The sequence below is a fragment of the Telluribacter sp. genome (genome assembly GCF_035998675.1).
Lineage (GTDB): Bacteria > Bacteroidota > Bacteroidia > Cytophagales > Spirosomataceae > Telluribacter.
In genome coordinates this window covers 483,644-510,271 of record NZ_DASYHI010000020.1, presented here as the reverse complement: position 1 = coordinate 510,271, position 26,628 = coordinate 483,644, and the positions used below count along the sequence as shown (strand labels likewise).

Below are 26,628 nucleotides of genomic sequence, written 5' to 3'. Positions count from 1 at the left end.
TTCTGCTCGGTTTTTTGTCGGGTATCTGAGTAATTTAGCAAAAATATCAAAAAACGTGGACTTCCTGACCCCAAATCAACCCACCCCCCTACAGGAGCTGACCGATGAGATAGTCCGGCGGGCGGGAGTGAAGCTTTTCATCAAGCGGGATGACCTCATTCATCCGGCAGTTTCGGGTAATAAATGGCGCAAGCTGAAGTACACTATCTTTACCGCCCGGCAGAACGGGTATAGTACCTTACTTACTTTTGGCGGGGGCTTTTCCAACCATCTGTTTGCGGTAGCGGCGGCGGGTCGGGCGGCGGGTATAGGTACCATCGGGATTGTGCGGGGCGAAGAACTGACGCCTGACTCATCGCCAACCCTGCAGTTTTGCCGGGAGCAGGGGATGAAACTCTGTTTTGTAAGCCGCCGGGAATATCGACTTAAAGAGGAATCGGTCCGGGTAAGGGAAATCGTAGAAGAGGCAAAAGCGCCGTACCTGGTACCCGAAGGGGGCAGTAACCCACTGGCCCTGCCGGGGGTCAGGGAAATGGTAAGGGAGGTAGAGCAGCAACTAACGTATAAGCCCGATTACTATGCCGTTGCCGCCGGTACCGGCGGCACCTCGGCGGGAATCCTGTCAGCGCCAGCTCCGGTACTGGCTTTTTCGGCCCTGAAAGGTGGTGATTTTCTGCGGGAGGAAATTAGTAAGTTGGCAGGAACAGAGTTCCAGTCCGCCTATTTACAGCTCTTTACCGACTACCATTTCGGAGGCTACGCCCGCTATACCCACGACCTGTTATCTTTCATTCGGGAATTTGAACAGCGACACCACATTCCCCTGGAACAGGTCTATACGGGCAAAATGCTGTTTGGCCTGTACGATTTGATGGAAAAGGGGTTTTTTAAGCCCGGCAGTACCCTGGTTGCCGTTCATACGGGTGGGCTTCAGGGGCGGCTGGCGAGCCTGCCTCCCTTCCATCAGGAAATATGAAATATCTGCTTTATCAGCTTTTTATCGCCGGCAATCCAGATAACATCGCCAGGTTTTATCACCTCGGTCGAATCCGGATTCAGAATGCGTTGCCCGTTTCTTTCCAGCCCAACTATAAGCCCGTTGGTATATTCCCGAATCCGGCTTTCCCGGATGGTCTGGCCCGTGAATGGATGCGCGTTAAGTACTTTAATATGTTCCAGGGCAATAGGGTTGTCTTCGGCCAGGAAGTTCTCTCCGTTGGCTGGTGTTGACTCCACCAGGCTCCTGAAAACGCTAAGTTGCTCGTCGGTACCAATTACCTCAATGCGGTCGCTGGGAAAAAGTACCTGGTGCTGGTTGGGAAGCAGAATCCGTCTGCTACCTCTTTCGATCATCACCACATTGATGCCGTACTTTTCCCGGAGTTTCAAATGGAGCAGCGATTTACCAACGAGGGGGGAGTCGGGGCTAATATCAAAGAAAGCCAGGTGAGCATTCCAGGGAGGAAGGATGTACTTTGACTTGCCGTCCTGCTCCCGCGAATGAAAATTCTGGATAAACCGTAGTTCAATCCGGTGGTAAAACTGCTGGAGCTTTCGGTAAAAGAGCACGAACGACGGGATTATGATGAGGGCCGTTATGGTGGTAGCTACCTCAATGGAGAAGAAGGTATTCAGCAGCAGGCTGGCGTACAGTAACGCCAGGCTTACCCGTAACAACTCCAGCAGTACCAGTGGCCCCCGGTTAAACTTACGGTCGACCCACAAGGCTTTATAAGAGCTACGTTTTGACCTTTTAAAAATAAGCGCCCATAAAAAAGGAGCCATTGTCAGCAGGGTCAGCACGGTAGTAATAATCCCGCCCCATATCGGGTCCAGCATCCGTTGTTGTACTATGGGAAACAGGAAGTTAGAGGCAATCAGCAGCAGGGCTACAATCACCACCGAATTGGTAACAATTACCTGAGCGTAGTCTTTAAGTACCTCATCCCAGTGGGAGGAAGCATTGATGGTTTGGGTCGTATTGCTGTACCGGTTCAGCGAATGGTACCATCTTTCCGGCATTTTTCGTTTCACCCAACCGTAGAAAGGTACCGCCGCTTTGATCATGTAGGGGGTGGTGAAGGTGGTAATCACCGAAACCCCCACGGCAATGGGATACAAAAACTTACTCACCACGCCCAACGAGAGGCCCAGATTGGCGATAATAAACGAAAATTCTCCGATTTGGGACAGACTCATACCGGCCTGAATAGAGGTACGCAGCGACTGCCCCGCTATGAGCGCACCCGTGGTAACAAATACTGTTTTTCCTATAATAACGATCAGTACCAGCAGGGCCAGCGGCAGGGCATACTGCACCAGTACCTGCGGGTCAATCAGCATACCTACCGAAACAAAGAAAATGGCTCCAAAAAGCTCTTTAACGGATTTGAGTAAATGTTCAATCTTCTCGGCCTGGGTAGTTTCGGCGAGCATGGAACCCATGATGAAAGCGCCCAAAGCCGCCGAAAAACCCGCCTTAGTCGCTATTACTACCATCAGGAAGCACAGGGCAATGGAGGTAATCAGGATAGTTTCATCATTGAATAACTTTTTGAAAGTGCGGAGAAAAGACGGAAAGAGGAAAATGCCGCCCAAAAACCAAAGAATCAGAAAAAACAGGAGCTTACCCACCGAAACCAGCATTTCGACCCCGGCAAACTGCTGACTGATAGCCATGGTGGAGAGCAATACCATAAGCAATACGGCCGCCAGGTCTTCAATGACCAGGATACCCATTACGACACTGGTAAACTGCTGGGTTTTGACCCGAAGTTCGTCAAACGCCCGGATAATAATGGTTGTCGAAGAAATGGCAATGATACCTCCCAAAAATAGACTGTCCGTAAAAGACCAGCCCATGATTCGCCCGGCGGTGTAGCCACACAACAGCATAAACACAATTTCGAACAGCCCGGTAACGGCCGCGGTACTTCCCACCACCATCAATTTCTTGAAACTGAACTCCAGACCGAGGTTGAAAAGCAGGAATATTACCCCGATTTCCGCCCAGATACGGATGGATTCGAGGTCGAGGATGGTGGGAAAAAGGGGAAAGTTAGGTCCTACCAACAGCCCGGCCAGAATATAGCCAAGTACCAGTGGCTGTTTCAGGCGCCTGAAAATGAGGGTAGTGATTCCCGCCGCACCAAGAATCAGGGCCAGATCAACGATTAATTGAGGTACATGATTCATAGGTCCTATTGCTGCATTCTTTACTTAATGACAGGCAATATAATACAAAAAGCCTTTGACCGAGGCAAAGGCTTTTTGAGAATTACTTTATGTGGGGAAGAAATAGCCTGATTATCCTACACTTCCTTCCAGACTTATTTCAAGTAGTTTCTGCGCTTCTACCGCAAACTCCATGGGCAACTGGTTAAGTACTTCCTTGGCGTAGCCGTTTATAATCAGGGCAACGGCCTGTTCCGAAGGAATACCGCGCTGGTTACAATAGAAAAGAATATCTTCCCCAATTTTCGAGGTAGTAGCTTCGTGCTCCACCGTAGCCGACGGATTACTCACCTCTATATACGGGAACGTATGCGCTCCGCAGCGATCGCCCAGCAGGAGAGAGTCACACTGGGAAAAGTTACGGGCGTTTTCAGCCCGCTTAAATACCTGTACCAGCCCCCGGTACGAATTCTGGCTCTTTCCGGCGGAGATACCTTTCGACACCACCCGGCTCTTGGTATTCTTGCCGATGTGAATCATTTTGGTACCCGTATCGGCTTGCTGCATGTTGTTGGTTACCGCCACCGAATAAAATTCACCAATGGAGTTATCACCTTTCAGAATAACCGAGGGGTACTTCCAGGTAATGGCGGAACCGGTTTCAACCTGCGTCCACGATATTTTAGAATTAGCTCCGTCACAAATACCACGCTTGGTTACGAAGTTATAAATACCACCTTTACCGTTAGCATCGCCGGGGTACCAGTTCTGTACGGTCGAGTACTTTACTTCGGCTTTTTCGTGGGCGAATATCTCTACCACGGCCGCGTGAAGCTGATTTTCGTCCCGCATGGGAGCGGTACAACCTTCCAGGTAACTTACATAACTACCTTCGTCGGCCACAATAAGCGTACGCTCAAACTGACCGGTACCGGAGGCATTAATCCGGAAATAAGTCGAAAGCTCCATCGGGCAGCGTACTCCCTTGGGAATATATACGAAGGAACCATCCGAAAATACCGCCGAGTTCAGGGCCGCGTAGAAGTTGTCTTTGGGAGGTACTACCGAGCCCAGGTACTTCCTGATCAGGTCAGGATGCTCCCGAATGGCTTCGGAGATGGAAGAAAAAATAATACCTTTTTCTCTCAGGCTCGATTTGAAAGTAGTAAATACCGACTCCGAATCCATAACGGCATCTACTGCTACCCCCGAAAGGCGTTTCTGCTCGTCCAGCGAAATACCCAGGCGCTCAAATGTATTACGCAGTTCAGGATCTATATCGTCCAGGCTTTCAACCTGCTTTTTCTTTTTTGGAGCGGAATAGTACTTAATGCCCTGAAAATCTATGGGCTGGTAAGATACGTTGGGCCACGTGGGCTCCACCAGCTGTACCCACAGGCGGTACGACTTCAGCCGCCATTCCAGCATCCATTCCGGCTCTTGTTTCTTAGCCGAAATAAACCGTACAATATCTTCACTCAGACCGGGAGGGGCTTCATCTGCTTCAATGTTCGTGACAAAGCCATACTTATATTCCGAACTGGTGATCTCTTCTAATAATTCTGCTTCTTTGCTCATAATAATATTTGTCACCTACCTTAGTTCAAAAGGATAACAAAGTGTATGTGACTTGAGTTTTGGACTAAGCCAAAAATACGGAAAATTTTGGAATAGATAAGGTCTGCTACGGACCATTAACCGGGAATCAGTAGTATTTGTGTGGTATCAGGTAGTTTTTTACGTAATCTTCAACGCCTTCTTCCAGCGTATGGAAAGCTTTGGTGTAGCCAATGGATTGTAGCTTGCTCATGTTGGCTTCGGTAAAGTACTGGTACTTATCCCGGATGTCGGCGGGAGTATCAATAAACTCAATAGCAGGTTCCAGGTCCATGGCGTAAAAGGTATTCTTAACCAGATCCAGGAACGTGCGGGCCTTCCCGCTACCCAGGTTGTAAATACCCGAATTCTTGCGGTGGTGCATCAGATAAGAGCATACTTCCACCAGGTCTTTCACGTACACAAAGTCCCGCATTTGTTCGCCGTCCCTGAAGTCGGAATGGTGGGAGCGAAACAGCTTCATTTTTCCGGTGGCCTTTATCTGGTTGTAGGCGTGAAAAATCACCGAGGCCATGCGTGCTTTGTGAAACTCGTTGGGCCCGTATACGTTGAAAAATTTCAGACCGGCCCAGAAAAAAGGCTTCTCTTCCTGTTCCAGCGCCCACTGGTCAAACTCATTCTTGGAATCCCCGTAAGGGTTCAGCGGTTTAAGTTGAGGGATAATGGTTTCGTTATCGTCGTAGCCCAACTCACCCAGGCCGTAGGTGGCCGCCGAGGAAGCATACACCAGCGGAATCTGGTAGGAAATGCACCGCTTCCAGATTTCCTTGGAGTAGTTTACGTTCAGTTCTTCGAAAATAGCCCGGTCAAACTCGGTGGTATCCGTACGGGCACCAATGTGAAAAATAAATTCAACTTCCTCGTGGTTTTGGTCCAGCCACCCAAAAAACTGATCGCGCTCGACCCGTTCCTGAATAGTCTTCCCGTCCAGATTCTCTGCCTTTTCTATCTTCGAGAAATCATCAACGGCAACGATGAAATTAAAACCTTCCTGGTTTAGTTTACTGATAAGACAACTGCCAATAAAACCGGCAGCACCCGTGACAACGATCATACGTGTAGATTATGAGTATATAGTAAGAACGCCAAATCTGTTCAAAAGGTAAAGTTAAAATAAATACAGCTACCAATCTACCTCCGCTCCGCCCACAAAGTAGGATTTTTTTTAGTCGGATCGCTTAAATGGTTCCAAACTAACGGGATAAGGTGTAATTTTGTGGCTGATTTGAAAGGATAGAGTACCATGATGTATGTAACCCGAAAAGAGCATTTCAACGCGGCCCACCGGCTGTACAACCCGAAATGGTCGGACGAAAAAAACCGGGAAGTATTTGGCCCCTGTGCCAACCAGAACTACCACGGCCATAATTTTGAAATAATAGTGACGGTCAAAGGCAAACCCGACCCGGATACCGGCTTTGTTATTGATTTAAAGGTACTTGGCGATATTATTAAGCAGGAAGTAGTAGAGAAAGTGGACCACCGCAATCTGAATATAGATGTGGATTTTATGCAGGGCAAAATGGCATCCTGCGAAATATTCGTCATGGAAATCTGGCAACTGCTGGCACCCGCTATTTCTAAAGCTGCCCCCAAAGCGCAGCTGCACTACATCAAACTCATTGAAACTCCAAAAAACTACGTAGAGTACTACGGGGAGTAGCTGTGTAGAGGGAGAAGCGAAAAGTAAAGTATTGATACTTTTGTTGCCGCCTCATCGGACCATTTTTACCTAACCCTTTCTCTTTCCTCCTTTCCTCCCTTTAACCTTTACTCCTCCTTAAAACCTTTCCTTCTCCCCAAACCATGAAATATTACCTCATAGCCGGTGAACGCTCGGGGGACCTCCACGGGGCCAACCTGATAAAGGGAATACGGCAGCACGACCCGGCAGCGGAGTTTCGGGGCTGGGGAGGGGACATGATGGCGGAAGCCGGCATGGAGCTGGTAACGCACTACAGGGATACCGCCTTTATGGGGTTTCTGGAGGTGGTACTTAATCTGAGGAAAATCGCGGGCTTTCTGAAAAAATGTAAGAAAGACATCCTGACCCAAAAGCCCGACGCCCTCGTTCTGATTGACTATCCGGGCTTTAATCTGCGGATTGCCGCCTTCGCCAAAAAACAGGGCATTAAGGTATATTACTATATATCGCCCAAAGTATGGGCCTGGAACCAGAAGCGGGCGCTGAAGATCAAGGCTACGGTGGACCGGATGTTTGTGATCTTTCCCTTTGAAACCGACTTTTACAACCAATACGACTACAAGGTTGATTACGTTGGCAACCCGCTGATGGATGCCATCGCGGCCTTCCGGCCCGACCCGGCGTTCAGAACCAGGCACCACATTCCCGCCGATAAACCCATTATCGCTCTGCTACCGGGTAGCCGTCGCCAGGAAATCGTCAACATGCTGGATACGTTGCTAACGGTGCAACCCCACTTTCCCAAACACCAGTTCCTGATTTCCGGGGTTAATAATCTGCCGGCCTCCCTATACGAAAAGTACGCAGCTCTCCCCAACGTGCAGGTTGTCTTTGAGGCTACGTACGATATTCTGTCGGTGGCCGAGGCGGCGCTGGTAGCTTCGGGTACGGCTACGCTCGAAACGGCCCTGCTCAATATTCCCGAAGTAGTGTGTTATCGCACCAGCGGTATTTCCTACGCCATTGCCAAACGCCTGATTCGGGTACCTTACATTTCGCTGGTTAATCTCATTGCCGGAAAAGAGGTAGTAAAAGAATTGATTCAGGATGAACTGAACACCCGGCAACTGGTGGAAGAGTTAAGGGCTATTCTGCCGGATGGTACCAAACGGGCCGTCCAGTTGCAGGACTACGCCCGGCTCCACGAACTGGTAGGCGGGCCGGGGGCTTCCCAGAGGGCCGGGGCCTTAATGGTAAAGTACTTGTTGAAAGGCTGATACAAGTAGCTGAGCAGAACTACTCTGTTAATTCCATGACTGTCACAACATCTACTTCGCTGACTATTTTTAATCTATTGTCATTTGTCAAAAAGTAGTCAGCTCCTGCCTTAATACAAGTGGCAAGGTGAATAGCGTCCGGTGTACTTACATTGTATTTGGCTCTTAGCCGGGCAGCGTGTTCAGCGATTGCAGAAGTTACCTCAATTATCTCCATGCCGGGTGCATTGGTCAGGATGTCTCTGTATTGTTTAGCAATCGCTGTTTGTCCTTCCCGCAAAGGTTTTACCAATACTTCGAGAAGTGTAATAGAAGAAGTAATAAGCAAAAAGCCTTCATTATCATGTAGGTCAAAAAAACTTGCAAGAATGGGTTGATACAGATTGTTTCCTTCCATGAAGTAGATCAAGGGGGCCGTGTCAAGGTAGACCACTTATGATATGAAATTCTGGGCTACCATTGCCTTTCTCCGTCAATGTATTGGTCAATGTCATCTGTATTTTTCCAAATACCGCTTCCCAGTCCGGAAAGAGAAGTCAGGCGCATGGAAGCTTTCTTTGGCGCTTCTCCTCTTCTAAGCAGATAAGCCATCCGTTGAAGTAATGTGAGCTGATCTTCTTTATCAAGCTGTTTTACTTGCGAAAGAATTTCGTTTAAGTTTACTGATGTTGCCATACAATTTTTATATTAACGGTATAAAAAAGACCAAAAAGCATTTTTGGCCATACTTAGCTGTCTCTATGCGTGCAGGGATTTAGTGTTCTATCCATCCATTACCGCTCCTCAATATAAAAATAAAATTTCATTCCACTTCCATTGCCCGGCGGGCCGGGGCTTTGATGGTTAAGTACTTGTTGAAAGGCTGAAACAAGTAGCTGAGCGGTTATTTAATTCTGCAAATACCCGGTAATTTTGTGGCATCTTAGTTAAAAGTATCAGCCATGAAAAAAAGTGACTTATTTCCACTCCTGTTGGTGGGCTGCCTGGTTACGGCCAACAGCTGTACCAGCTACCAGAAACGTATCGGTGCCGCACCGGACCTAACAGTAGAACGCACTCCCCAACGCCTCCAGCGGGGCGAGTACCTGGTCAATAATGTGGCCGCCTGCCTCGACTGCCACTCCCAACGCGACTATTCAAAATTTGCCGGGCCCGTAAAACCGGGTACCTTAGGGGCAGGAGGGGACCAATTTGACAAAAAGATGGGCCTGCCGGGTACTTTTTACGGTAAAAACATTACTCCCCACGCCCTCGGTACCTGGACCGACGGGGAAATTTACCGGGCTCTCACCTCGGGAGTGTCTAAAGACGGTGGTGTGTTGTTACCGATGATGCCCTACCTGGCCTACGGAAAAATGGATCAGGAAGATGTAAAATCCATCATTGCCTACCAGCGTACCTTACCCTCCGTTACCAACGAAGTACCTCCTTCCCGTCCCGTGGCCCTGGCGAAACCCATCCTGAAAAAGATGCCCCATAAAGCGGCTCACCAACCTATGCCCTCACCTCAGGATACGGTTGCCTATGGCAGGTACCTGGTAGGGGCCGCCGGTTGCTACGACTGCCACACCAAACGACGCATGGGCATGCCCATCAAGCGTAAGGCTATGGCCGGAGGCGTGAGCATGAAGCTGCCCGGAGGTACCCTGAGCTCCGCCAACCTGACACCCGATAAAGAAACCGGCCTGGGTACCTGGACCAAAGAAGCCTTTATTGCCCGTTTCAAAGCGTACCAGCCCGGTACTTTTGTTCCTTTTGAAGTACATGATGGCTACAATACCCTGATGCCCTGGAACTTTTACAGCGGTATGTCCGAAGAAGACCTGGGTGCCATGTACACCTATCTGCAGACTCTCAAACCGGTCAAACAGAAGGTGGAAAAGTTTAAACCAGGCGGTATGGATAGGCGTATAGGCGGAGTATTTATCTCAAAAGAGGTAAAAAGCATGATGATGAATGATTAGTCATTCAGTCCCTTTCCATTAAGGATTCGCTCCGTGCATTTTTCAATCCTTGACTCCCGGGTTTTGGCTTGCTTGGGTGCCGAAAAATAGAGTAGGTACCCTCTTTGCCGTCCCGGAGTCAGGGCCTCAAAAGCCGTTTTCAGGGCCGGGATTTCATCTAGTTTCTTTTGCAGTTCTTCGGGAATGTGGTATTCGGTAGTCTTTTTGAAATCTATTTTCAAACCGGCTTTCTCTACTTCCAGGGCTTCGTAGAGGTAGGCTTTCAGAATGGCCTCCTTCTCTACTACCTGCCCAACACTGCTAAACCTGACCTGGCGCGCGGCCTGCACATTCTCCGTTTGCTGGACAAGTATACCTTCTGCATCCTGTAACAAGGCGCCTTTGACAAACAGAAGGGCACAGTAGTCCGTGAACGTGTGTATCAATACGACGTTACTCTTCTGAAAGGTGTAGCAGGGCACACCCCACTTCAACTCTTCGGTCAGTCCGCAGCCAAGAACAATCCTTCTCAAATGCTCCAGTTCCTGCTGCCACTCTTGGGCTTTTGTGAAGTAGAAGTCGACGGTAGGGGTCGGGGTATTCATGGATGGAGGTTTGGATATGGAGGAAGGGGGTAGTAGCAATCGGTTTCGGGCTTTGCGTTCGGGCGGGCAATCAAAACACAAAATCTGATATGGTTACCAAAATTCAATTGTAAAACTGCTGTTGAATTTTGCACTTCAGCCCGCCTAACGCAAAACCCGTGTAGTGTGCAGTTTATTTTATCAACATTCTTTTCCTCAATAGTTCTTCAACAAGTGGTCTTGTGTATTTTACATCAGGGCTAACATTCTTGTCATCGTTGTCTCGATAGTATTCACCAGCATCAAAAGCCTCATAACATTCCCACGCCACTTCTGTAAATGGATAGGTTTTGACGAAATAATCATTGGTCACCCAAAATGAATAAAGATTATTCATAATACAATCAGCAGCTTCATAACTTAATTGTTCCTTCCAGTACTTTAAAGCAACATTAATTGATAGTGCCTCAATTAATGTTGTTGGAAACTCTTTTGGGGTATTAAGAATATAAGAAACTTGGCTTGCGTTTAGGATTTCACATGATAGTTCGGCAAGCATTTTTTCTCTATCAGCACTTTGTCCAGTCATTTGCTAAGATTCCAAAATCGAGTTTTATAATTGCGCACAACGGACAGGGCTTTCTGCTGTGCTGGTATTCAGGGTTCAGTCAGCCCGGTGCCGAAGGTGATTAAAGATAAACAGTTCATTGATTATTCAAAAGCCTCATCAGCGTTCCTGTCAGCCGGAGCAGCAGATGAGTAGCAATACAAAGCTGATGATTTATTCTTCTGCCAGCATAGCAGAAAGCCCAATGTTGTACGCCGCCGTCCTACTGTTCGTACTTAATGTTCACTTTTGTTCCGTCTGGCAAATCTTTAATCTGTTCGCATATTTGCCCACTGAATGCAAAATGGATACTCATGTCGGTCGGCTCAATATTGTCAACCGAATACTCGCCGCCGATAACAGGCAGCTTCTTATAGCTATAAACTTCATTTTCTTTCAACGTTTTGCCGACAGCTAATAATTTCTCTACAAGTAAGGGAAGAAACCAGTTTTCAACCTTTTCTTCGTTACTTAAAAATTGTTGATACTGTTCCAACGTGTCTGCAACTTTAGTCAGGTCGCCGGTGTCGGTCTGAAGCCTGTAAATAGCGCCGTCGTCTCCAAGCAGAAAAATGTCACCCAAAGCCGAAATTGTCGCCACACCTTTCATGCCTGCTAACCGCCATTGCCAACAAGATAAGATGTCGTGAAGGTCAGTGTTTGTTATGTCTTTCGTTAATTGCTCTAAAGTGAGTGTCATAAAAAGTGGCGTACAACTCTTAAATATACGAAAGTTTTGCAGTACTTTTTGTATTTATTTGTATTTTAACGATAATATATGGTACTTTTGGTGCCGTACTTTTTGTATTGTTATGGACATGTCTTTTAACGTCCAGCCACAATTTTATAAACACACTGTTGTGCATAGTTATTTGCTTTTTATCGTATAATGAACTGAAACTTCATTCAAACAACGTTTCATTTTCAAACTATCTAATTGAAAACTTATTCCAACACTGTACAAGTTATAAGTCATCCGACTATCAGATATGTAATCGTACTTATTGTTTTTTTTAAAGTATCTATCCAATGGAGGATTTATTTGTCCTAAATACAATGAGTCATTTATATAAACATTGAAGTTTTTATTGACTTTAATCTTTATCCATTTCAGGGTCAAGCTATCTCTTATTTTTCCTGTAAACTCAAAGTCGATTCCTTTATAAATTATGTTCTTTACCATTTCACTGCCACTTACACTTTCTCCTGTTTCCGGATTATAGCCATCCCATATTCTATCGGACGTACCAAATTGCTCTTTGATTTTAAGTGTCTTTGATAATTGCTTAGGGGATGTTTTTTCAATGTAAATAGTATCGTTATTAATCGCTATACCTACTCCTGGAAAAACCAATACTTTTTGCTTTTCTCCAGCGAAGGAAAAACTGAACAATATTGCTAATGAAATAAATATTTTAAGCTGTCTCGGCATAATTACGCCCGATATTTAAGTGTTTATGAAGTTGTGGCATTTGAAAAACTTGCAGTTTCAATTAACCACAAAAGCAAAATAATGATTTATAGGCGAATGCATAACGTCCAGCCACAATTTTTTAAACACACGGTTAGGTGCAGTTAAAGTTCAATCAGTGACTTTTGAAAGCAGTAATCAAAAGTAAGCTTATCATAATCTGCATCCCATTCTTTTACATCAAAGTGAGCTTGCATTGCATTTTGTACTCTTATAGGTGCTACAGAAAATTGGAAGTCTAAATTAACAGTTTCTTCTTGTGTCGCTAAGCGTCTTCTCTTACCGCTGTAATCGGTAATATAAACAGTGTCAAGTCCAAACTTAAATTTGGGTACAGGAAGATTAGCCTTTACTGGTGCATTACCGACAACTTTCCAATCACCATTATAAATTTTTGCATCCATTGTATCAGTTAGAAGGACAATGTTTGAGTCAACAATCTCCGCTATTGTTGTGTTGTCTGTAATTTGAAAAAGTTTATTGAATGTAATGATACGCAGAACGCCTCTTTTATTTTCTGCAACTTGTCCATATGACACACGACTGCTGTCAATAGGAATTTGGAACAGGTCTCCCACCTTTGCTCTTATTTTCTTTTTAGCTTCCATTAATTGCACCTAATGGAAAGAGGCTTGCCGTAGTAGCAGAAGTCTGTGTTCCTGCTGTTTGGCTTACTTCCATCCGTTGATTATTGTTTTACAGTTGAATTTAGCACTGAGCCGCTATTTTGGCAAACTTGTGTTAGCCGACGTTTGGTGGCTTTACCTGCTGTCGGATACTCCATTTATCATTAGCCGTTTCCCGTATTGCGTAGTGTCCAACAGGCATATCTGCCAACTCTAATAGGGAAGAGTCTATTGAAACGATTTCTACTAATCCGACAATCATTGCTACCTCTTCGAAGTTCTCAAATTCGTCACTGCTGAAAAATTGCCAGGCGCCATCTTCTTCTTCGTGTGTCACATAAGTGATTGGCTTTTTATCCTTGATAACATACTTGGTCGTAAAGACGGCTGTGTTGTCCGCTTCTTTAAAGTTCTTTTGCTTCTTCTTGAAAAACATAGTGTGAATTGAGGACTGCTTGTGCAATGTCGGCTAACGGTCATCGGCTTTCTGCAGAAGCGGTATTCCGTGTTCCATCAGTTTAAACTTATTGATAAAGTTGAATAAAGTTCATTTGCTTAGCAATTGTTCTTCAGCCACCATATTGCAAAGCCGCTGTTAGCGGTTCGTGATTCTTCTGTCGTCATGTTATTGCGTATTGTTATCAAGTATTTGGTTATTGTCAGCACTAACTGTCGAGTCAAAAATTTTATTTATTCTCGGCTGAATAATCCAAACGCCAATCGGGAAAAACCAAATCAGAAAAAACTCTCCTGCATAATCGCTAAATGTAACTGGTCTTTGTAATTTAATTGCTTTAAGTGATTTCGCAACAAAAGCTAAGCACCAAAATATACAGAACATACTGAATAAATGTATCGGAACTATAATAGCTGAATAGCCACCTGTGCTATCTCCTTGCGTTCCTACTGATATTCCGCCAAATATAAAAGATATGATGGCAATATAAACAACAGGAATAAACAAAAACAGTTTAAATCTGCTCAAATTCATATTTGTGTTAGGTGGAAGCTTGTGATAAAGATTTATACCCATTGCCCAAAACCAACCGAAGTAAACGGCAACAAATAGTAACATTGAAATTGCCCAAGCAATTTGACTTGTTGCTATGTCAAAAAATGAACTAATAAGCATAACGCCAATCATAAGTCCAAATAATTGCCAGTGTTTCAATGTCAGTAGTTTTGTCATTTTTTTGTTTGTTTAGTGTTTATTGTCTCTATATCGATTGGTCGTCCTAGTATGGCCGCTAACGTTTAAGTGTTTATGAAGTTGTGGCATTTGAAAAACGGCTGCTTGAATTAACCACAAAAGCAAAATAGCGATTTATAGCTGAATGGCTTAACGTCCCGCCACAATTTTATAAACACACTGTTAGCTGAAGCCTTACTGTTCGTATTGGAAAACGTCTAATACTTGTGGGTCTTGCCACATTTCATCGCTATCATAAATGGTTACAATAAATGCAGTACCACTTTGGTCCTGAAACTTCATTATGTCCAAGTATTCCCTAAATCCTTCTCCATGAATGTCCAATTCGTTTAATTCCTCTAACTTTTTATCTTTTACCTGTTGAATTACTTTTTGATATTCGTCTTCTTTATAAAATAGGGATTTCAAACGTCGCAGATTATGTACTTCAGTCCCGCTAAACTCTTTACATTTCATAATGGCTTCCACTACTGCTTTATCATAAGTATTTCTATTGGTAAGCATAATTGAAGTTCCAGAGGTAATTCTAAAGGTTTCAGCTAACGTCTAAGTGTTTATGAAGTTGTGGCATTTGAAAAACGTCAGTTTCAATTAACCGCAAAAGCAAAATAATGATTTATAGCTGAATGCTTAACGACCCGCCACAATTTTATAAACACAATGTTAGCTGTTGTTTTTAGTCCACCAGCTTGTATTTATCTCTATACTCCTCAAGCGAAGACTTCATATTGTTGACGATATACTTGTCTTGTTTCAGTTTGTTATACTCGGCTTGGGCTTTGTCAAAATGCTGGTACTCACCAAAAACTATCAATCTCGTAAAATTTTGAAGGTTTAGGTTATCATCTTGCAATATTCGTACTACGTCAACTTTGGTTTTGTTACTCTCAAAATAAGGAATAATGTAATTAACAACATTGTCAGTCATCTCCTGCTTCAACTCGCTTATTTCGGTTGCTGCTTCAATGTCAAACCATTTGTCAATGTTATATTTCAGCTTCCCAATTCTCTGTCTGATTGCGCAATCAGGTTCTGTTGGATAATTAGGTATTTCGCCTTTATGATAAGTATAATAAGTCAACCAATATTCTGGTATAAAAAGTCCTGTATTTATTGTAAATGAAATATGTTCTTTAGAGTAAAATGAGCTTTTTTGAATATTTACGATTTGTCCAATGTCCGCAAGCTGCCTATAAAAGTTATTCCCCTTCTTCTTAAATTCCAATGGCTTTAAAAAAGTTTGAAAGCAATCCTTAATTATTGTGTCAAATTTTTGTTCTGCAACAGTTTTCATAAAATAACAGCTAACGTTTAAGTGTTTATGAAGTTGTGGCTTTTGAAAAACGTCAGTTTCAATCAACCACAAAAGCAAAATAGCGATTTATAGTTGAATGCTTAGCGTCCAGCCACAATTTTATAAACACAATGTTACAGGCAGTTTTAGTTCACTCGGTGGTCAGAGCGTTTATCATACTTTTTAGTTCTTCGTCAGATTTATAGCCTCCATTAATTTCTGGGTCAGCAATCTCAAATATGATATTCTTTGCCTCTTCACTTTCATAATCAACCCTTTCTCCTAAAGTCAGACAGTCACAGATATAAGCTAAATCAACATTACTTAAACTTCCTGATAGAGTTTCTTGAAGCAGTTTCTTAATTGATGTATCATTTAAGAGTAGTTCTTCATCTTCGTCAAAAATTAGTGAAATACGTAACCCTACTTTCTCCATTAATTGTCCGTATGAAGCAGCTTCATTTTCAATTAAAGCCTTGAAATCATCACCCCCCAAACCCGTATATAAAAACTTGTTTAATTCTGATGATTTCATTCGCTTTTAAAATTGCCGCCAACTAGTAAATAGGCGAAGGTTTGATCTGTACTTTAATTTAATTTATTAGCGTTGAAAGCTAAGTATTTTGCCATAAATTTACTTTCAGGTATTTGATTCATAGCATCTTGTATAAGTGATATTGATGACCAGGCGTTTTAACAATATAGAATGCGAACTTCATATTTTGTATTGTTATGTGGCATTGACAACACAAAATGCGAAGTTTTAAAAAAGGGTATCTAAGGGGCTTCTAACCTTTTTCAAGCTATGATTACTGACTTGCGTGTTCCTCATCGTTGTCTTAATATCATTATGGCCCAGGAGTTCCTGGATAAACTTGATATCAGTTCCAGTTTCTAAAAGATGTGTCGCATAGCTATGTCTTAGTCCATGAATTCCAACGTCCTTATTTATTCTAGCCTTCTTCAATGCTTGTTTAAAAACCAATTGGGCACTGCGCCTATTATACTGCTCACCGTGCTGTCCTTCAAATAAATATACTTTGGGGTGGTATTCTTTATAGTATTCCCGCAATTGTTCAAGAATGCTCTCAGGTAGATTTACATAGCGATCTTTTTTGCCTTTTGCCCGTTCAATAAAGACCTGTTTGTTCCGGCTGTCAATGTCTCTGATTTTAAGGTTTAAAATCTCACTGACTCGCAGGCCCATCCCAATACTAAAAATGAACGGATTAATGGTAATTTTACAGGACCATCATAAATGACGTAGGTAACTTACAAGAAAAGATTTATTATCAGGTACTTCGCTAGCAAAAATTTATCCAACGGTACTTTTTCTACTGGTACTTCCAATAGTAAGCTAAGGTACCTACCCCGTTCCAAATCACACAAACCGTGCGAAACCGCACGGTTTTTTCTTTATGTACTTCGAGTAATGTACTGATATTTAAGATGTTACACATTGGCACGGCAATAGTATATATAGTATAGTATATATAGTGGTGTATTAGCCATGAAAATTTCAAAGAAACAACCCTGCCTTTCCCATGGATCGAGAAGTAGCCCCCGAGTACCTAAAAAAACAAAAAAGCCGGCGCTGGTTGCTGGGTGCCGTAGCCCTGGTAGTCCTGCTTACCGTCGTGTATGCCTTTCGAAACTCGCTTCGCAGCTCCGTCGAAGCCTCCCGCATCCGGACCGCCGCCGTGGAGGTAGGGGATGTGGAAAATACTTTGACGGCTTCCGGTGAAGTAATTCCCGCCTATGAGCAGGTTATCATCAGCCCCATTAAGGCCAGCATCAAGCGTATCCTGCTTACGCCCGGTACCCAGGTAGGCCCCGGTCAGGCCATTGTGGAGCTGGACAAGTCGTTTACGCAGATTGAATTTGAGAAAATGCAGGACCAGCTAGCTCTTAAGCGCAACAGCATTGACCAACTCCGGATGAAGCTCAACAAAGATCTGTACGACGCAGAAATCAATGATAAAATTAAATCCCTGAACATTAACAAGTTGCGCGCCGATTATGAAGATGCCAAACGGCTGCAAAAAGTAGGGGGTGGTACTGTAGAGGACGTTACCCGCGCCGAGAACGCCCTCCGGATTGCCGAACTGGAAAAGAAGCAGTTGGAAAACGACCTTACCTACAACCGCGAGTCCATGGGAGCCAGCCTGCGCGAGACGCAGCTAAGCGCCCAGATAGAAGAAAAGAGCCTGAAAGAAATGCAGCACAAGCTACGCATGGCCGACATCGTCGCCGACCGGAAGGGGGTACTTACCTGGGTGAACGAGAACATTGGCTCCTCGGTAAACGAAGGGGAGATGCTGGCGAAGGTGGCCGACCTGGGTAGCTTCCGAATCGAAGGTACCTGCTCCGACGTATATTCTGACCAGTTGAAAGCAGGCTTGCCAGTCATAGTCAAACTCAACGAAACCTCGCTACGGGGTACTATTACCCAGGTGAAGCCGGTGGTAAAAAATGGCGTGGTCGAATTTGTGGTACAACTGGACGACGCTCAGAACGCCTCCCTGCGCCCCAATATGAAGGTAGAAGTATTTGTCGTAACCGACCGTAGTTCCCAAAGTCTGCGCGTAGCCAACGGTCCAGCCTTTAAGGGGAAGCGTAAGCAATTCCTGTATGTACTGGCCGACGGTAAGGCCCGGCGCCGGGAAGTGGAAGTAGGGCTTTCTAACTTTGATTTTGTGGAAATCAGGAGTGGCGTACAGGCGGGGGAGAAGGTAATTCTGACGGATCTGAGTCAGTACGAGCATTTGTCAGAGCTGGATATCACACAATAAGCCCTTCCCGTTATGAAAAATCATTTACTCTGTATATCAATAATGCTGTGGGTACTGGTCGGGCTGCTGTTGGCACCGGTACAGCTCACAGCCCAGCGCCTCGGTCTGCATCAGGTGGTAGAGATGGCCCGGGAGCAATCCATCGCGTCCAGGCAGGCTACCACTCAGAAGAAGAACAACTATTGGCAGTACCGTTCGTTCCTGGCCGACTACAAGCCGCAGCTCAGCCTCAACGGTACTTTGCCCGGTTTTACCCGCTCTTTTGTGGAGGTACTTCAACCCGACGGGACCTTGTCATTCCTGCCGGTCTCCAACAACAACTCCATGCTCAACCTGGCGCTGAGCCAGAGCCTGCCCCTGACCGGAGGTACCGTGTTCGTGCAGCAGCAGTTGCAGCGGTTTGACGATTTTGCCCGCAACAATACGATTTATAACGGTATTCCGCTCGCCATTGGCCTGAACCAGCCGCTGCTTCGCTTCAACCCCATGAAGTGGGAGCGCCGGATTGAGCCCCTGAAATTTCAGGAAGGAAATCAGCAGTTTATTGAGTCCATGGAAAACGTAGCCCTGAATGCCACCGGACTTTATTTTGAACTGCTGGTAGCGCAGGTAAATCTACAAATAGCCGAAAAGAACCTCAGCAACAACGACACCCTCTTTAAGATTGCCCAGCAACGGCTTGAACTAGGTAAAATTTCTCAGAATGACCTGCTGCAATTGCAGATGGGGGTACTTACCGCCCAGAAAGACCTGGCCTCGGCCCGGCAGGCGGCGGCGGTGGCCTCGCTGCGGTTGAAAATGTACCTGAACTCCCGGGACGACCGCGAGCTGCAGCTGGAAATTCCCAAAGAAATGAATGATATAGAAGTGGACCCCCGCAAAGCCCTGGACGAAGCCTTTGCCAATCGCTCCGACGCCATCCTGTTTAGGCGCAGATTACTGGAAGCCGAACGTGATGTAAATCGGGCCAAAAAAGAAAACGGAATAAACGCTTCGCTTAATGTAGCCTTCGGACTTTCCAATCGGGGCGCGCACCCCAGCGATGTGTACCAGCGGCCGCAGGACCGGGAGTTTGTGGAGGTGCAGTTTACGGTACCTATTATGACCTGGGGCCGCAACCAGGCCCGTACCGAGGTAGCCAAAGCCAACCAGGAACTGGCCCAGCAGTCGGTAGACCAGAACAAACTTACCTTTGAACAGGAGATTTTTACGCAGGTAACTCTTCTACAGATGCTGCAAAAGCAGGTCAGACTCACCGCGCTGGCCGACCAGATTGCGGCCAACCGGTACCAGATAGCCCAGGAGCGTTTTATCCTGAGTAACCTGAGCGTGACGGACCTGGGCATTGCTACCCAGGAAAAAGACCGCGCCCGCCGCGACTATATACTGGCCCTGCGCGACTACTGGCAAGCCTTCTATACCTTACGCTTACTTACATTATACGACTTTGAACTAAACCAAAAAATCAATTACCAGCCATGATTAAATTACAGAACATCGAAAAAGTGTACCGGACCAGCTCCATCGAAACACTAGCTCTCAACAACGTCAACATCCACATCCGCCCCGGCGAATTTGTATCCATCATGGGCCCTTCGGGTTGCGGTAAAAGTACCCTGCTCAACATCATGGGGCTACTCGACGAACCTTCCAAAGGTACTATAGAGATAGCCGGCAAGCGGGTAGATGAGTACCGCGACAAGGCCCTGGCGCGTCTGCGCAACGAGAAGCTGGGCTTTATTTTCCAGAGCTTCCACCTGATTAATGACCTGTCGGTACTGGACAACGTGGAGATTCCGCTGCTGTACCGCTCTACGTCGGCCCGGGAGCGCCGGGAACTGGCCCAGGAAGCCCTGGAAAAAGTAGGACTCAGTAACCGCACGAAGCACTTTCCCAAGGAGCTATCCGGCGGACAGAAGCAGCGCGTGGCCATTGCCCGGGCCATAGTAGGTAAACCCGAAATCATTCTGGCGGATGAGCCTACCGGTAACCTGGACAGCGCTATGGGCAACGAAATCCTGAGCATCCTGCAGAACCTGAATAAAGAAGGAGCCACGATTGTGATGGTAACGCACGATGAGGCCATGGCCAAACGGACCCACCGCCTGATCCGCCTCTTCGACGGTACCCAGGTAACCGACTCAGTACTATCTACCAATCTGGCTACCGGTGTGTAGCATTTAAAAGCTAACTACTAATACCTAACACCTACAAAAGCCATGATTTTAAACTACATAAAAATAGCCTGGAAGGTCCTACTGCGGCACCCTTTCTATACGTTCATTACCCTGTTCGGCATTAGCCTTACCCTCACGGTACTGATGGTACTTACCTCTTTCCTGGACCACCTGTTCGGGACGCACTACCCCGAAGGCAAGCGTGACCGCTCCCTGTACATTACCCGCATGATGCAGCAGGATACTTCCCAGAATGGCCGCAACATGGGACCGGTGAGCTTCCGCTTTCTGAAGGATTACGCCAAAACCCTCAAGACCCCCGAACGAGTGGGGGTAACTACCATGTTTGGCTTTGCCAATACCTATATCAATGGCAAGCGCATCAAGCTGAATACCAAGTACACCGACGCCGACTTCTGGTACGTGACGGACTTCCGGTTTCTGGAAGGTAAGCCCTTTAACGAGCAGAATATTGCCAACGGAGAGCAGGTGGTAGTGATTACCGACGATCTGCGGAAGCAGTACTTTGAAGACAGCGATGAGTCAGTAGTTGGGAAAACTATTGATATCGAAAATATCAACTACCGGGTGATTGGTGTCGTGAAGGGTAGTCCTGCTACTCGTCCGTACACCTACGGGGATGTGTACTTCCCCTATACCGCACCCAAGAGCAACTACCAGGGGACGGGCCTGAGAGGGAGCTATATGGGAATAGTACTGGCTAAGGATAAAGCGGATATACCAGCTATCCGGGAAGAATTTGATACTGCCGTGAGACGGATTCCACTGCCTGGCATAGAAAATGGCTTTAAGTTCCACATTGTTAAGGTGCAGGCAAATCAGTACCTGGACGATTTCATAAGTACCTTCTTTCAGGATTCGGATTCCCGTAAGGCCATATTCTATTCCATCATAGGATTGATTATGCTGATGGTGATGGGCCTGCCCGCTATCAACCTGGTGAATGTAAACGTGAGCCGCATTCTGGAAAGAGCCTCCGAAATCGGGGTTCGAAAATCTTTCGGTGCTCCGTCCCGCGCGTTGTTGTGGCAATTTATAGTAGAGAATATTTTCATCACCTTTATAGGCGGTGGGGTGGCCCTGTTGCTGTCCTTCCTGATCATTCAGCTAATCAATTCCAGCGGCTGGCTTGCCTATGCTGACCTGACTATCAACTTTAACGTGTTTGCGGTCAGTATGGGGGTATGTCTGGTGTTTGGATTACTGTCAGGAGTACTTCCCGCCCTGCGGATGTCCAAAATGAAAATCGTGGACGCGCTCAAAGCGTAGGAATAGGTCAGCCTGAGCGGAGTCGAAGGCAGTCCGATTGCAGTGAAGGCGACCGCCAGGCGGCCCTGTACGCTCAGCCGGACAGAAGCTTACATAAGTTCAACTATCAAAATCAAAGTGTTTCGAAAGCTAAAAGCTAACTCCTAATAACTAACACCTACTATGATACGGCATTTATTTAAATTGATATGGAATAAAAAAAGGGCACATTCGCTGCTGATGGTGGAGATCTGGGCTTCCTTTATGGTACTATTTGGGGTACTTTCCCTGATTGTGTACAACGTCCGCAACTACGTGGAGCCGATCGGCTTCGACTACGAAGATCGCTGGGTATTGAACCTATCCAACAACCAGGATACCGTAGCCGTTGGCGATAAAGTAGCCAGCATTATGCAACGGCTGAATCAGTATCCGGAAATAGAGGAGGTAACCCGTACGGACTCCAATACGCCTTTTTCGATGAATACGATGAATAATTCGGTCAGCTATAAGGATGCGAGCACCATGACTAACTTTTATCCGGTAGATGAAAACTACGCCAACACCATGGACCTGCCCGTTACATCGGGTCGCTGGTTTACAGAGGCCGATGCGGTGGCTAAGCATGAACCCATAGTGATCAACGATGCCGCCCGGGAAAAGCTGTTTGGAAATGAAAATCCCGTAGGGAAGCTGGTAAAGCGGGATGATAAAACGTTTTGGCGGATAGTAGGAGTGGTGGATAATTATAAGGCTAAGGGCGAGTTTATGAGTGATGAACCAGGTCTGTTTACCTTCATCAAAGACAAAAATGCCTGGGAAAAAGAATTTATCCTGAAGGTAAAGCCCGGTACGGATGCTAACTTTGAGGCCAAACTAGTGAAAGACATAGCCGGTATGGTTAAGGACTGGAATGTGGAGGTCTCCTACATGACTGACTCCCGGAAAAACCAGCATTCTCTCACCATGGTACCTGTAATAATATTCCTGGTTATTTGTAGCTTTCTGCTGATAAACGTGGCCCTGGGACTTTTCGGCATTCTGAACCTCAACATAGCCAAGCGCAAGAATGAAATCGGTCTGCGCCGGGCCATGGGAGCTACCGAAAAGGCGGTAACCCGTCAGTTTCTGGGCGAAATATGGGTGCTGGCCACCATCAGTATCCTGCTGGGGCTGTTGTTTGCGGTACAGTTTCCGTTGCTTAACGTATTTGAGATAGCCGGAGGTACCTATGTCGTGGCCATGGCAGTGTCCATGCTGGTTATTTACCTGATCGTAACCCTGTGTGCCTGGTACCCCAGTCAGCAGGCTTCCCGGATACACCCGGCCGTAGCGCTGCACGAGGAGTAGAAAGTAATTAAGAATGAATAATGTAGAATGTATAATGGTGGTTAAAACTACCATTATGCATTCTATATTCTACATCAGTATTGTACGAAAGAATTTAAGTTTAGCCTCAGCGAGGCGAAAGCTCAGTAGAAATGGGTAGACAAAGTAGTTTTGAGCCCCATCGGGGCGGCACATGTAAGACCTAGTGTCGCCCCGATGGGGCTTAAAACTCTCCTAGTCGCTATTCTGCTACTAAGGTGTAGCCCCTCTGGGGCCGCTTTTGCACCAATAATAATTCCTTCGTACACTACTGATTCTACATTATCAATTATACATTAAACCACATGCTCCTCATAGTTGACGACGATATAGCTATCCGTACCTCCATGACTTTGTTGTTCAGGAAGGAAGGGTTTGAGGTGAAGAGTTGCGGCTCGCCCACCGAAACCCTCGACTTCCTGCGCCATGAAACTCCTGAGTTGATTATCCTTGACCTGAACTTTTCCATAGAAACTTCGGGGGAAGAAGGCATGCGGCTCCTGAACGTCATTCGAAATAAGCATCCGTCTATTCCTGTAATTCTGATTACGGGTTGGGGCAGCATTGACCTGGCCGTGCAGGGCATGAAAGCCGGAGCGCGTGATTTTATTACCAAGCCCTGGCAAAACGAGCACCTGCTGCAGTCGGTACGGACGGCGCTGAATCTGGCCAATCAAAAACCGCAGTCGGCTACGCGGGCCAAACTGGACAAGCAGTACCAGTTTGAATATATCGTAGGCAAGGACCCCAAACTACTCGAAATCCTCGAAACCATCGGGCGAATTGCCAATACCGAAGCCCCGGTACTAATTACGGGCGAGAGTGGTACCGGTAAGGAGCTCATAGCTGAGGCCATCCACCTCAACAGCAAGCGTCGTCTGCGTCCGTTCATCAAGGTCAACCTGGGCGGGATTTCATCAACCCTGTTTGAAAGCGAACTGTTCGGGCACGTGCGCGGAGCCTTTACCGACGCCAAGTCCGATAGAATAGGCCGGTTTGAGATGGCGCACCGGGGGTCTATTTTTCTGGATGAAATCGGTGAACTGGACCTGTCGAGTCAGGTGAAGCTCCTGCGCGTGCTGCAGGAACGCACCTTTGAACCACTGGGTAGTAGCAAAAGCCGAACGGTGGATGTGCGGGTAGTGTGCGCCACCAACCGGAACCTGGAAGAAATGGTAGCCCGGGGTACTTTTCGGGAAGACCTGTTTTACCGGATTAACCTGATTACGGTCAAACTTCCCGCCCTGCGCGAACGCCCCGACGACATACCCTTGCTGGCTGAGTACTTCGTCAATAACCTGAAAACAATCTACGACCGCCCCAGCCTGCGCATCAGTCCGGCGGCTATGAAGTGGCTGGGCACCCTACAGCTGCCGGGCAATATCCGTCAGCTGAAAAACATCGTGGAGCGAACGGTACTCCTTTCCAACCAGGACTTGCTGGAAGCGGCCGATTTTCAGCGTAATCTTACGTCCGGCCCGGTGCCTTCCGTGCAGAAGTCGCTGCCCGAAGTAGGTACCATGACGCTGGAAGAAATAGAATTTCAAATGATACGGCGGGCCATGGAATTCCACCAGAACAAGGTATCCAAGGTAGCCCGTTCGCTGGGAATAACCCGTTTTGCGCTCTACCGACGTCTGGAGAAATTTGGCATTTCCTACGATACCGAAAGTTGATGAAGTTTTCCCTCCGCACCCGTTACATCTTGTTTGTCGTTCTGCTGCACGCGGCTTTAATTCTCCTGACCTTTAACTGGCTCAAAGAAGATGAACTCCTGTTTATCGCCTCTGAGGTACTGCTGGTACTTTCCATTATTGCCTCCGTCCAGATTTACCGCGATTTCCTGAAACCCATTGAATTTGTACGGGCCGGAATTGAGGCCATCAAGGAGCGGGATTTTACCATCAAGTTTGTTCCCTCCGGGAAAAAGGAAATTGATGTACTTATCAACGTGTATAACCTCATGATTGACCAGCTCCGGCAGGAGCGTACCAAGCTCAACGAGCAGCACTATTTCCTGGAAAAACTCATTGAAGCTTCTCCCATTGCCATCCTGATTCTGGACTTTGATGAGAAAATCACCACCGTTAACAGCCGGGCCCGGAGTATGCTGCAATTAGGTACCTTAAACTACCAGGGCAAACGGCTCGATGAACTCAATAACCCCCTGCTGAATCAGTTAGCGACCTTCCAGGACGGGGAGTCACGGACGATCAAGAACAACGGGGTAGAGACCTACAAGGTACAGCGCTCACACTTTATGGACCGCGGATTTCGACGGTCGTTTCTGATGGTGGAGGAGCTGACGGTGGATATTCTGGAATCGGAGAAAAAAGCCTACGGAAAGGTAATCCGGATGATGGCGCACGAGGTAAACAATACGCTGGGAGCCACGGATTCCATCATGCAAACCACCCTAACCTACCTCCCCGACGCGGACTTTCCGGAGCTAAAAGAAGCGCTACGGGTAGCCTCGGGCCGGAATAATCAGCTAAGCCGCTTCATGCGCAACTTTGCCGACGTGGTGCGCCTGCCGTTGCCCCGCCGGGAACCCACCGACCTGAACAGGCTCCTGAACGAAGTGGTACTTTTTATGCAGCCCATGGCCGGGCAACGGGGGGTAAAAATAAGTACTTCCCCGGCCGAAACGTCCATAAGGATACCGCTTGACCCCGGTCAGATGGAACAGGTACTGGTTAATGTTTTCAAAAACGCCATTGAAGCCTGTGAAAAGGGCTGCGAAATTCAGGTACTTATCTCAGAACACCAGGTTGTTATCCGGAACAATGGTTGCCCCATACCGGCCGCGGTGGAAGCACAGCTGTTTAATCCATTTTTCAGTACCAAACCCGACGGACAGGGCATTGGTCTCACCCTCACCCGCGACATTCTCCTGAATCACGGTTTTACGTTCTCGCTGCGTTCAAAACCCGATGGCTGGACGGAGTTTACCATTGAACTAATGGCAAAGCAGGATTAGGCCGTTGCCTGTCGCCCCGGCTCGGGTATGGTCCCGGTGCGTTCGTACTCTTTGAGCCAGCTTTTCTTTTCGCTGGCGGCTGCCAGGTAGAATTCATACAACTGCTTCATGTCCTGTTGGTACTTCCCCGTCAGGTAAAGGGCTTCCCCCACGGTTACCGTTTTGCTGGCATGGTCAAAGGCAACGGGAATAAGGGGTACCCCGGCACCCAGTGCCATGAAGTAAAAACCAGTTTTTAACCGGGCTACGTCAGATCGGGTACCTTCGGGGGCTAAAGAAACATGCAGATAGTCATTGTTCCTGAACGTTTCCACTACGGCATCTACCTGATTTTTATTCTTGCTTCTATCCACCGGATAGCCACCAAGCGCTTTGAATAGCCAGCCCGAGTACCATGTAAACAATTCCTTTTTTGCCAAGTAGCCGATAAAGATATCCAGCGTAGCCCGGGTACCTAATCCTACCAGAAAATCCCAGTTCGAGGTATGGGGTGCCACTACCCAAATGGCCTTCGGCACCAATCGGGGTGAAGGACCTACTACCCGCCAGCCAGCCATACGGAACAGGAAAGCAATGAGGTGGCGAAGCATAGGA

General features: G+C 46.7%; 28 protein-coding genes. 11 read left to right on the top strand and 17 right to left on the bottom strand.

From position 1 onward, the window contains the following. Positions 1–55: 55 nt before the first annotated feature. The gene (locus VGN67_RS16265; protein WP_327487908.1) at positions 56–976 is read left to right on the top strand and encodes a 1-aminocyclopropane-1-carboxylate deaminase/D-cysteine desulfhydrase; all 921 of its coding nucleotides are present in this window, start codon (positions 56–58) and stop codon (positions 974–976) included. Here the strand turns inward: VGN67_RS16265 and VGN67_RS16260 are convergent. The 3 genes from VGN67_RS16260 to rfaD all read right to left on the bottom strand — a co-directional run bounded on the left by VGN67_RS16260 (position 964) and on the right by rfaD (position 5,845). Beyond that, positions 964–3,195, bottom strand: coding sequence for a cation:proton antiporter (locus tag VGN67_RS16260; RefSeq protein WP_327487907.1), 2,232 nt, complete (start codon positions 3,193–3,195; stop codon positions 964–966). The two genes, VGN67_RS16265 and VGN67_RS16260, sit on opposite strands and share 13 nt — an antisense overlap. 111 nt (positions 3,196–3,306) lie before the next feature. Continuing rightward, complete coding sequence (sufB, locus tag VGN67_RS16255) at positions 3,307–4,752, bottom strand: Fe-S cluster assembly protein SufB (protein ID WP_327487906.1); 1,446 nt, start codon at positions 4,750–4,752, stop codon at positions 3,307–3,309. Positions 4,753–4,879: 127 nt separating this feature from the next. Beyond that, on the bottom strand, positions 4,880–5,845 hold the full coding sequence (gene rfaD, locus VGN67_RS16250) for an ADP-glyceromanno-heptose 6-epimerase (RefSeq protein ID WP_327487905.1): 966 nt from the start codon (positions 5,843–5,845) through the stop codon (positions 4,880–4,882). Between the two features lie 189 nt (positions 5,846–6,034). Between rfaD and VGN67_RS16245 the strand changes: the two genes are divergently transcribed. Next, the gene (locus tag VGN67_RS16245; RefSeq protein ID WP_327487904.1) at positions 6,035–6,454 is read left to right on the top strand and encodes a 6-carboxytetrahydropterin synthase; all 420 of its coding nucleotides are present in this window, start codon (positions 6,035–6,037) and stop codon (positions 6,452–6,454) included. A 143-nt stretch (positions 6,455–6,597) separates the two neighbouring features. Continuing rightward, entirely contained in the window at positions 6,598–7,713 is a 1,116-nt protein-coding gene (gene lpxB, locus VGN67_RS16240) for a lipid-A-disaccharide synthase (protein ID WP_327487903.1), read from the top strand. Between the two features lie 19 nt (positions 7,714–7,732). Here lpxB and VGN67_RS16235 read toward each other — a convergent pair whose 3' ends face one another. Beyond that, positions 7,733–8,146 (bottom strand): type II toxin-antitoxin system VapC family toxin, encoded by a 414-nt coding sequence (locus tag VGN67_RS16235; protein WP_327487902.1) that lies wholly within the window; start codon positions 8,144–8,146, stop codon positions 7,733–7,735. Positions 8,147–8,166: 20 nt separating this feature from the next. Beyond that, entirely contained in the window at positions 8,167–8,388 is a 222-nt protein-coding gene (locus VGN67_RS16230; RefSeq protein WP_327487901.1) for a hypothetical protein, read from the bottom strand. Between the two features lie 266 nt (positions 8,389–8,654). Here VGN67_RS16230 and VGN67_RS16225 point away from each other — a divergent pair, with 266 nt between their 5' ends. Next, positions 8,655–9,677, top strand: a complete 1,023-nt coding sequence (locus VGN67_RS16225; RefSeq protein ID WP_327487900.1) for a cytochrome C — start codon at positions 8,655–8,657, stop codon at positions 9,675–9,677. Here the strand turns inward: VGN67_RS16225 and VGN67_RS16220 are convergent. From VGN67_RS16220 to VGN67_RS16170, 11 genes are all read right to left on the bottom strand, one after another. Then, entirely contained in the window at positions 9,674–10,261 is a 588-nt protein-coding gene (locus VGN67_RS16220; protein WP_327487899.1) for a YdeI/OmpD-associated family protein, read from the bottom strand. The genes VGN67_RS16225 and VGN67_RS16220 overlap by 4 nt on opposite strands. 172 nt (positions 10,262–10,433) lie before the next feature. Continuing rightward, the gene (locus VGN67_RS16215) at positions 10,434–10,829 is read right to left on the bottom strand and encodes a hypothetical protein (protein WP_327487898.1); all 396 of its coding nucleotides are present in this window, start codon (positions 10,827–10,829) and stop codon (positions 10,434–10,436) included. Positions 10,830–11,070: 241 nt separating this feature from the next. After that, the gene (locus tag VGN67_RS16210; protein WP_327487897.1) at positions 11,071–11,547 is read right to left on the bottom strand and encodes a T6SS immunity protein Tdi1 domain-containing protein; all 477 of its coding nucleotides are present in this window, start codon (positions 11,545–11,547) and stop codon (positions 11,071–11,073) included. A 168-nt stretch (positions 11,548–11,715) separates the two neighbouring features. Then, positions 11,716–12,279, bottom strand: coding sequence for a hypothetical protein (locus tag VGN67_RS16205; RefSeq protein WP_327487896.1), 564 nt, complete (start codon positions 12,277–12,279; stop codon positions 11,716–11,718). Between the two features lie 143 nt (positions 12,280–12,422). Next, a complete protein-coding gene (locus VGN67_RS16200; RefSeq protein ID WP_327487895.1) occupies positions 12,423–12,926 on the bottom strand; it encodes an Imm26 family immunity protein in 504 nt (167 codons plus the stop codon). Positions 12,927–13,059: 133 nt separating this feature from the next. After that, the gene (locus tag VGN67_RS16195; protein WP_327487894.1) at positions 13,060–13,380 is read right to left on the bottom strand and encodes an immunity protein Imm33 domain-containing protein; all 321 of its coding nucleotides are present in this window, start codon (positions 13,378–13,380) and stop codon (positions 13,060–13,062) included. Between the two features lie 189 nt (positions 13,381–13,569). After that, positions 13,570–14,133, bottom strand: coding sequence for a hypothetical protein (locus VGN67_RS16190; RefSeq protein WP_327487893.1), 564 nt, complete (start codon positions 14,131–14,133; stop codon positions 13,570–13,572). 195 nt (positions 14,134–14,328) lie between these two features. Continuing rightward, a complete protein-coding gene (locus VGN67_RS16185; RefSeq protein ID WP_327487892.1) occupies positions 14,329–14,658 on the bottom strand; it encodes a hypothetical protein in 330 nt (109 codons plus the stop codon). 172 nt (positions 14,659–14,830) lie between these two features. Further along, the gene (locus VGN67_RS16180) at positions 14,831–15,448 is read right to left on the bottom strand and encodes a DUF4304 domain-containing protein (RefSeq protein WP_327487891.1); all 618 of its coding nucleotides are present in this window, start codon (positions 15,446–15,448) and stop codon (positions 14,831–14,833) included. A gap of 151 nt (positions 15,449–15,599) precedes the next feature. Further along, the gene (locus VGN67_RS16175) at positions 15,600–15,983 is read right to left on the bottom strand and encodes a hypothetical protein (protein WP_327487890.1); all 384 of its coding nucleotides are present in this window, start codon (positions 15,981–15,983) and stop codon (positions 15,600–15,602) included. Positions 15,984–16,211: 228 nt separating this feature from the next. Next, complete coding sequence (locus VGN67_RS16170) at positions 16,212–16,655, bottom strand: tyrosine-type recombinase/integrase (RefSeq protein WP_327487889.1); 444 nt, start codon at positions 16,653–16,655, stop codon at positions 16,212–16,214. 337 nt (positions 16,656–16,992) lie between these two features. Here VGN67_RS16170 and VGN67_RS16165 point away from each other — a divergent pair, with 337 nt between their 5' ends. The 7 genes from VGN67_RS16165 (at position 16,993) to VGN67_RS16135 (ending at position 26,034) form a co-directional block, all read left to right on the top strand. Beyond that, complete coding sequence (locus VGN67_RS16165; RefSeq protein WP_327487888.1) at positions 16,993–18,240, top strand: efflux RND transporter periplasmic adaptor subunit; 1,248 nt, start codon at positions 16,993–16,995, stop codon at positions 18,238–18,240. A 12-nt stretch (positions 18,241–18,252) separates the two neighbouring features. Beyond that, a complete protein-coding gene (locus VGN67_RS16160) occupies positions 18,253–19,722 on the top strand; it encodes a TolC family protein (RefSeq protein ID WP_414717333.1) in 1,470 nt (489 codons plus the stop codon). Next, positions 19,719–20,417 carry an ABC transporter ATP-binding protein gene (locus tag VGN67_RS16155; protein WP_327487887.1) on the top strand — a complete coding sequence of 233 codons (699 nt, stop codon included), beginning with the start codon at positions 19,719–19,721 and terminating at the stop codon, positions 20,415–20,417. Before VGN67_RS16160 ends, VGN67_RS16155 begins: the two co-directional genes overlap by 4 nt. A 42-nt stretch (positions 20,418–20,459) precedes the next feature. Beyond that, positions 20,460–21,707 carry an ABC transporter permease gene (locus tag VGN67_RS16150; protein ID WP_327487886.1) on the top strand — a complete coding sequence of 416 codons (1,248 nt, stop codon included), beginning with the start codon at positions 20,460–20,462 and terminating at the stop codon, positions 21,705–21,707. A 162-nt stretch (positions 21,708–21,869) separates the two neighbouring features. Then, positions 21,870–23,036 carry an ABC transporter permease gene (locus tag VGN67_RS16145; protein WP_327487885.1) on the top strand — a complete coding sequence of 389 codons (1,167 nt, stop codon included), beginning with the start codon at positions 21,870–21,872 and terminating at the stop codon, positions 23,034–23,036. Positions 23,037–23,359: 323 nt separating this feature from the next. Then, positions 23,360–24,730: a sigma-54 dependent transcriptional regulator gene (locus tag VGN67_RS16140; protein WP_327487884.1), complete on the top strand. Its 1,371-nt coding sequence runs from the start codon at positions 23,360–23,362 to the stop codon at positions 24,728–24,730. Further along, the gene (locus VGN67_RS16135; RefSeq protein WP_327487883.1) at positions 24,730–26,034 is read left to right on the top strand and encodes a sensor histidine kinase; all 1,305 of its coding nucleotides are present in this window, start codon (positions 24,730–24,732) and stop codon (positions 26,032–26,034) included. The genes VGN67_RS16140 and VGN67_RS16135 overlap by 1 nt, the downstream gene beginning before the upstream one ends. Here VGN67_RS16135 and VGN67_RS16130 read toward each other — a convergent pair. Then, positions 26,031–26,624 (bottom strand): 1-acyl-sn-glycerol-3-phosphate acyltransferase, encoded by a 594-nt coding sequence (locus tag VGN67_RS16130; RefSeq protein WP_327487882.1) that lies wholly within the window; start codon positions 26,622–26,624, stop codon positions 26,031–26,033. The genes VGN67_RS16135 and VGN67_RS16130 overlap by 4 nt on opposite strands. Positions 26,625–26,628 lie beyond the last annotated feature (4 nt).

Coding starts and splice junctions, on each gene's coding strand:
- VGN67_RS16260 (WP_327487907.1), bottom strand. CDS start 3,195: ATGAATCATGTACCTCAATTAATCGTTGATCTGGCCCTGATTCTTGGT.
- sufB (WP_327487906.1), bottom strand. CDS start 4,752: ATGAGCAAAGAAGCAGAATTATTAGAAGAGATCACCAGTTCGGAATAT.
- rfaD (WP_327487905.1), bottom strand. CDS start 5,845: ATGATCGTTGTCACGGGTGCTGCCGGTTTTATTGGCAGTTGTCTTATC.
- VGN67_RS16245 (WP_327487904.1), top strand. CDS start 6,035: ATGATGTATGTAACCCGAAAAGAGCATTTCAACGCGGCCCACCGGCTG.
- lpxB (WP_327487903.1), top strand. CDS start 6,598: ATGAAATATTACCTCATAGCCGGTGAACGCTCGGGGGACCTCCACGGG.
- VGN67_RS16230 (WP_327487901.1), bottom strand. CDS start 8,388: ATGGCAACATCAGTAAACTTAAACGAAATTCTTTCGCAAGTAAAACAG.
- VGN67_RS16225 (WP_327487900.1), top strand. CDS start 8,655: ATGAAAAAAAGTGACTTATTTCCACTCCTGTTGGTGGGCTGCCTGGTT.
- VGN67_RS16220 (WP_327487899.1), bottom strand. CDS start 10,261: ATGAATACCCCGACCCCTACCGTCGACTTCTACTTCACAAAAGCCCAA.
- VGN67_RS16215 (WP_327487898.1), bottom strand. CDS start 10,829: ATGACTGGACAAAGTGCTGATAGAGAAAAAATGCTTGCCGAACTATCA.
- VGN67_RS16210 (WP_327487897.1), bottom strand. CDS start 11,547: ATGACACTCACTTTAGAGCAATTAACGAAAGACATAACAAACACTGAC.
- VGN67_RS16205 (WP_327487896.1), bottom strand. CDS start 12,279: ATGCCGAGACAGCTTAAAATATTTATTTCATTAGCAATATTGTTCAGT.
- VGN67_RS16200 (WP_327487895.1), bottom strand. CDS start 12,926: ATGGAAGCTAAAAAGAAAATAAGAGCAAAGGTGGGAGACCTGTTCCAA.
- VGN67_RS16195 (WP_327487894.1), bottom strand. CDS start 13,380: ATGTTTTTCAAGAAGAAGCAAAAGAACTTTAAAGAAGCGGACAACACA.
- VGN67_RS16190 (WP_327487893.1), bottom strand. CDS start 14,133: ATGACAAAACTACTGACATTGAAACACTGGCAATTATTTGGACTTATG.
- VGN67_RS16185 (WP_327487892.1), bottom strand. CDS start 14,658: ATGCTTACCAATAGAAATACTTATGATAAAGCAGTAGTGGAAGCCATT.
- VGN67_RS16180 (WP_327487891.1), bottom strand. CDS start 15,448: ATGAAAACTGTTGCAGAACAAAAATTTGACACAATAATTAAGGATTGC.
- VGN67_RS16175 (WP_327487890.1), bottom strand. CDS start 15,983: ATGAAATCATCAGAATTAAACAAGTTTTTATATACGGGTTTGGGGGGT.
- VGN67_RS16170 (WP_327487889.1), bottom strand. CDS start 16,655: ATGGGCCTGCGAGTCAGTGAGATTTTAAACCTTAAAATCAGAGACATT.
- VGN67_RS16165 (WP_327487888.1), top strand. CDS start 16,993: ATGGATCGAGAAGTAGCCCCCGAGTACCTAAAAAAACAAAAAAGCCGG.
- VGN67_RS16160 (WP_414717333.1), top strand. CDS start 18,253: ATGAAAAATCATTTACTCTGTATATCAATAATGCTGTGGGTACTGGTC.
- VGN67_RS16155 (WP_327487887.1), top strand. CDS start 19,719: ATGATTAAATTACAGAACATCGAAAAAGTGTACCGGACCAGCTCCATC.
- VGN67_RS16150 (WP_327487886.1), top strand. CDS start 20,460: ATGATTTTAAACTACATAAAAATAGCCTGGAAGGTCCTACTGCGGCAC.
- VGN67_RS16145 (WP_327487885.1), top strand. CDS start 21,870: ATGATACGGCATTTATTTAAATTGATATGGAATAAAAAAAGGGCACAT.
- VGN67_RS16140 (WP_327487884.1), top strand. CDS start 23,360: ATGCTCCTCATAGTTGACGACGATATAGCTATCCGTACCTCCATGACT.
- VGN67_RS16135 (WP_327487883.1), top strand. CDS start 24,730: ATGAAGTTTTCCCTCCGCACCCGTTACATCTTGTTTGTCGTTCTGCTG.
- VGN67_RS16130 (WP_327487882.1), bottom strand. CDS start 26,624: ATGCTTCGCCACCTCATTGCTTTCCTGTTCCGTATGGCTGGCTGGCGG.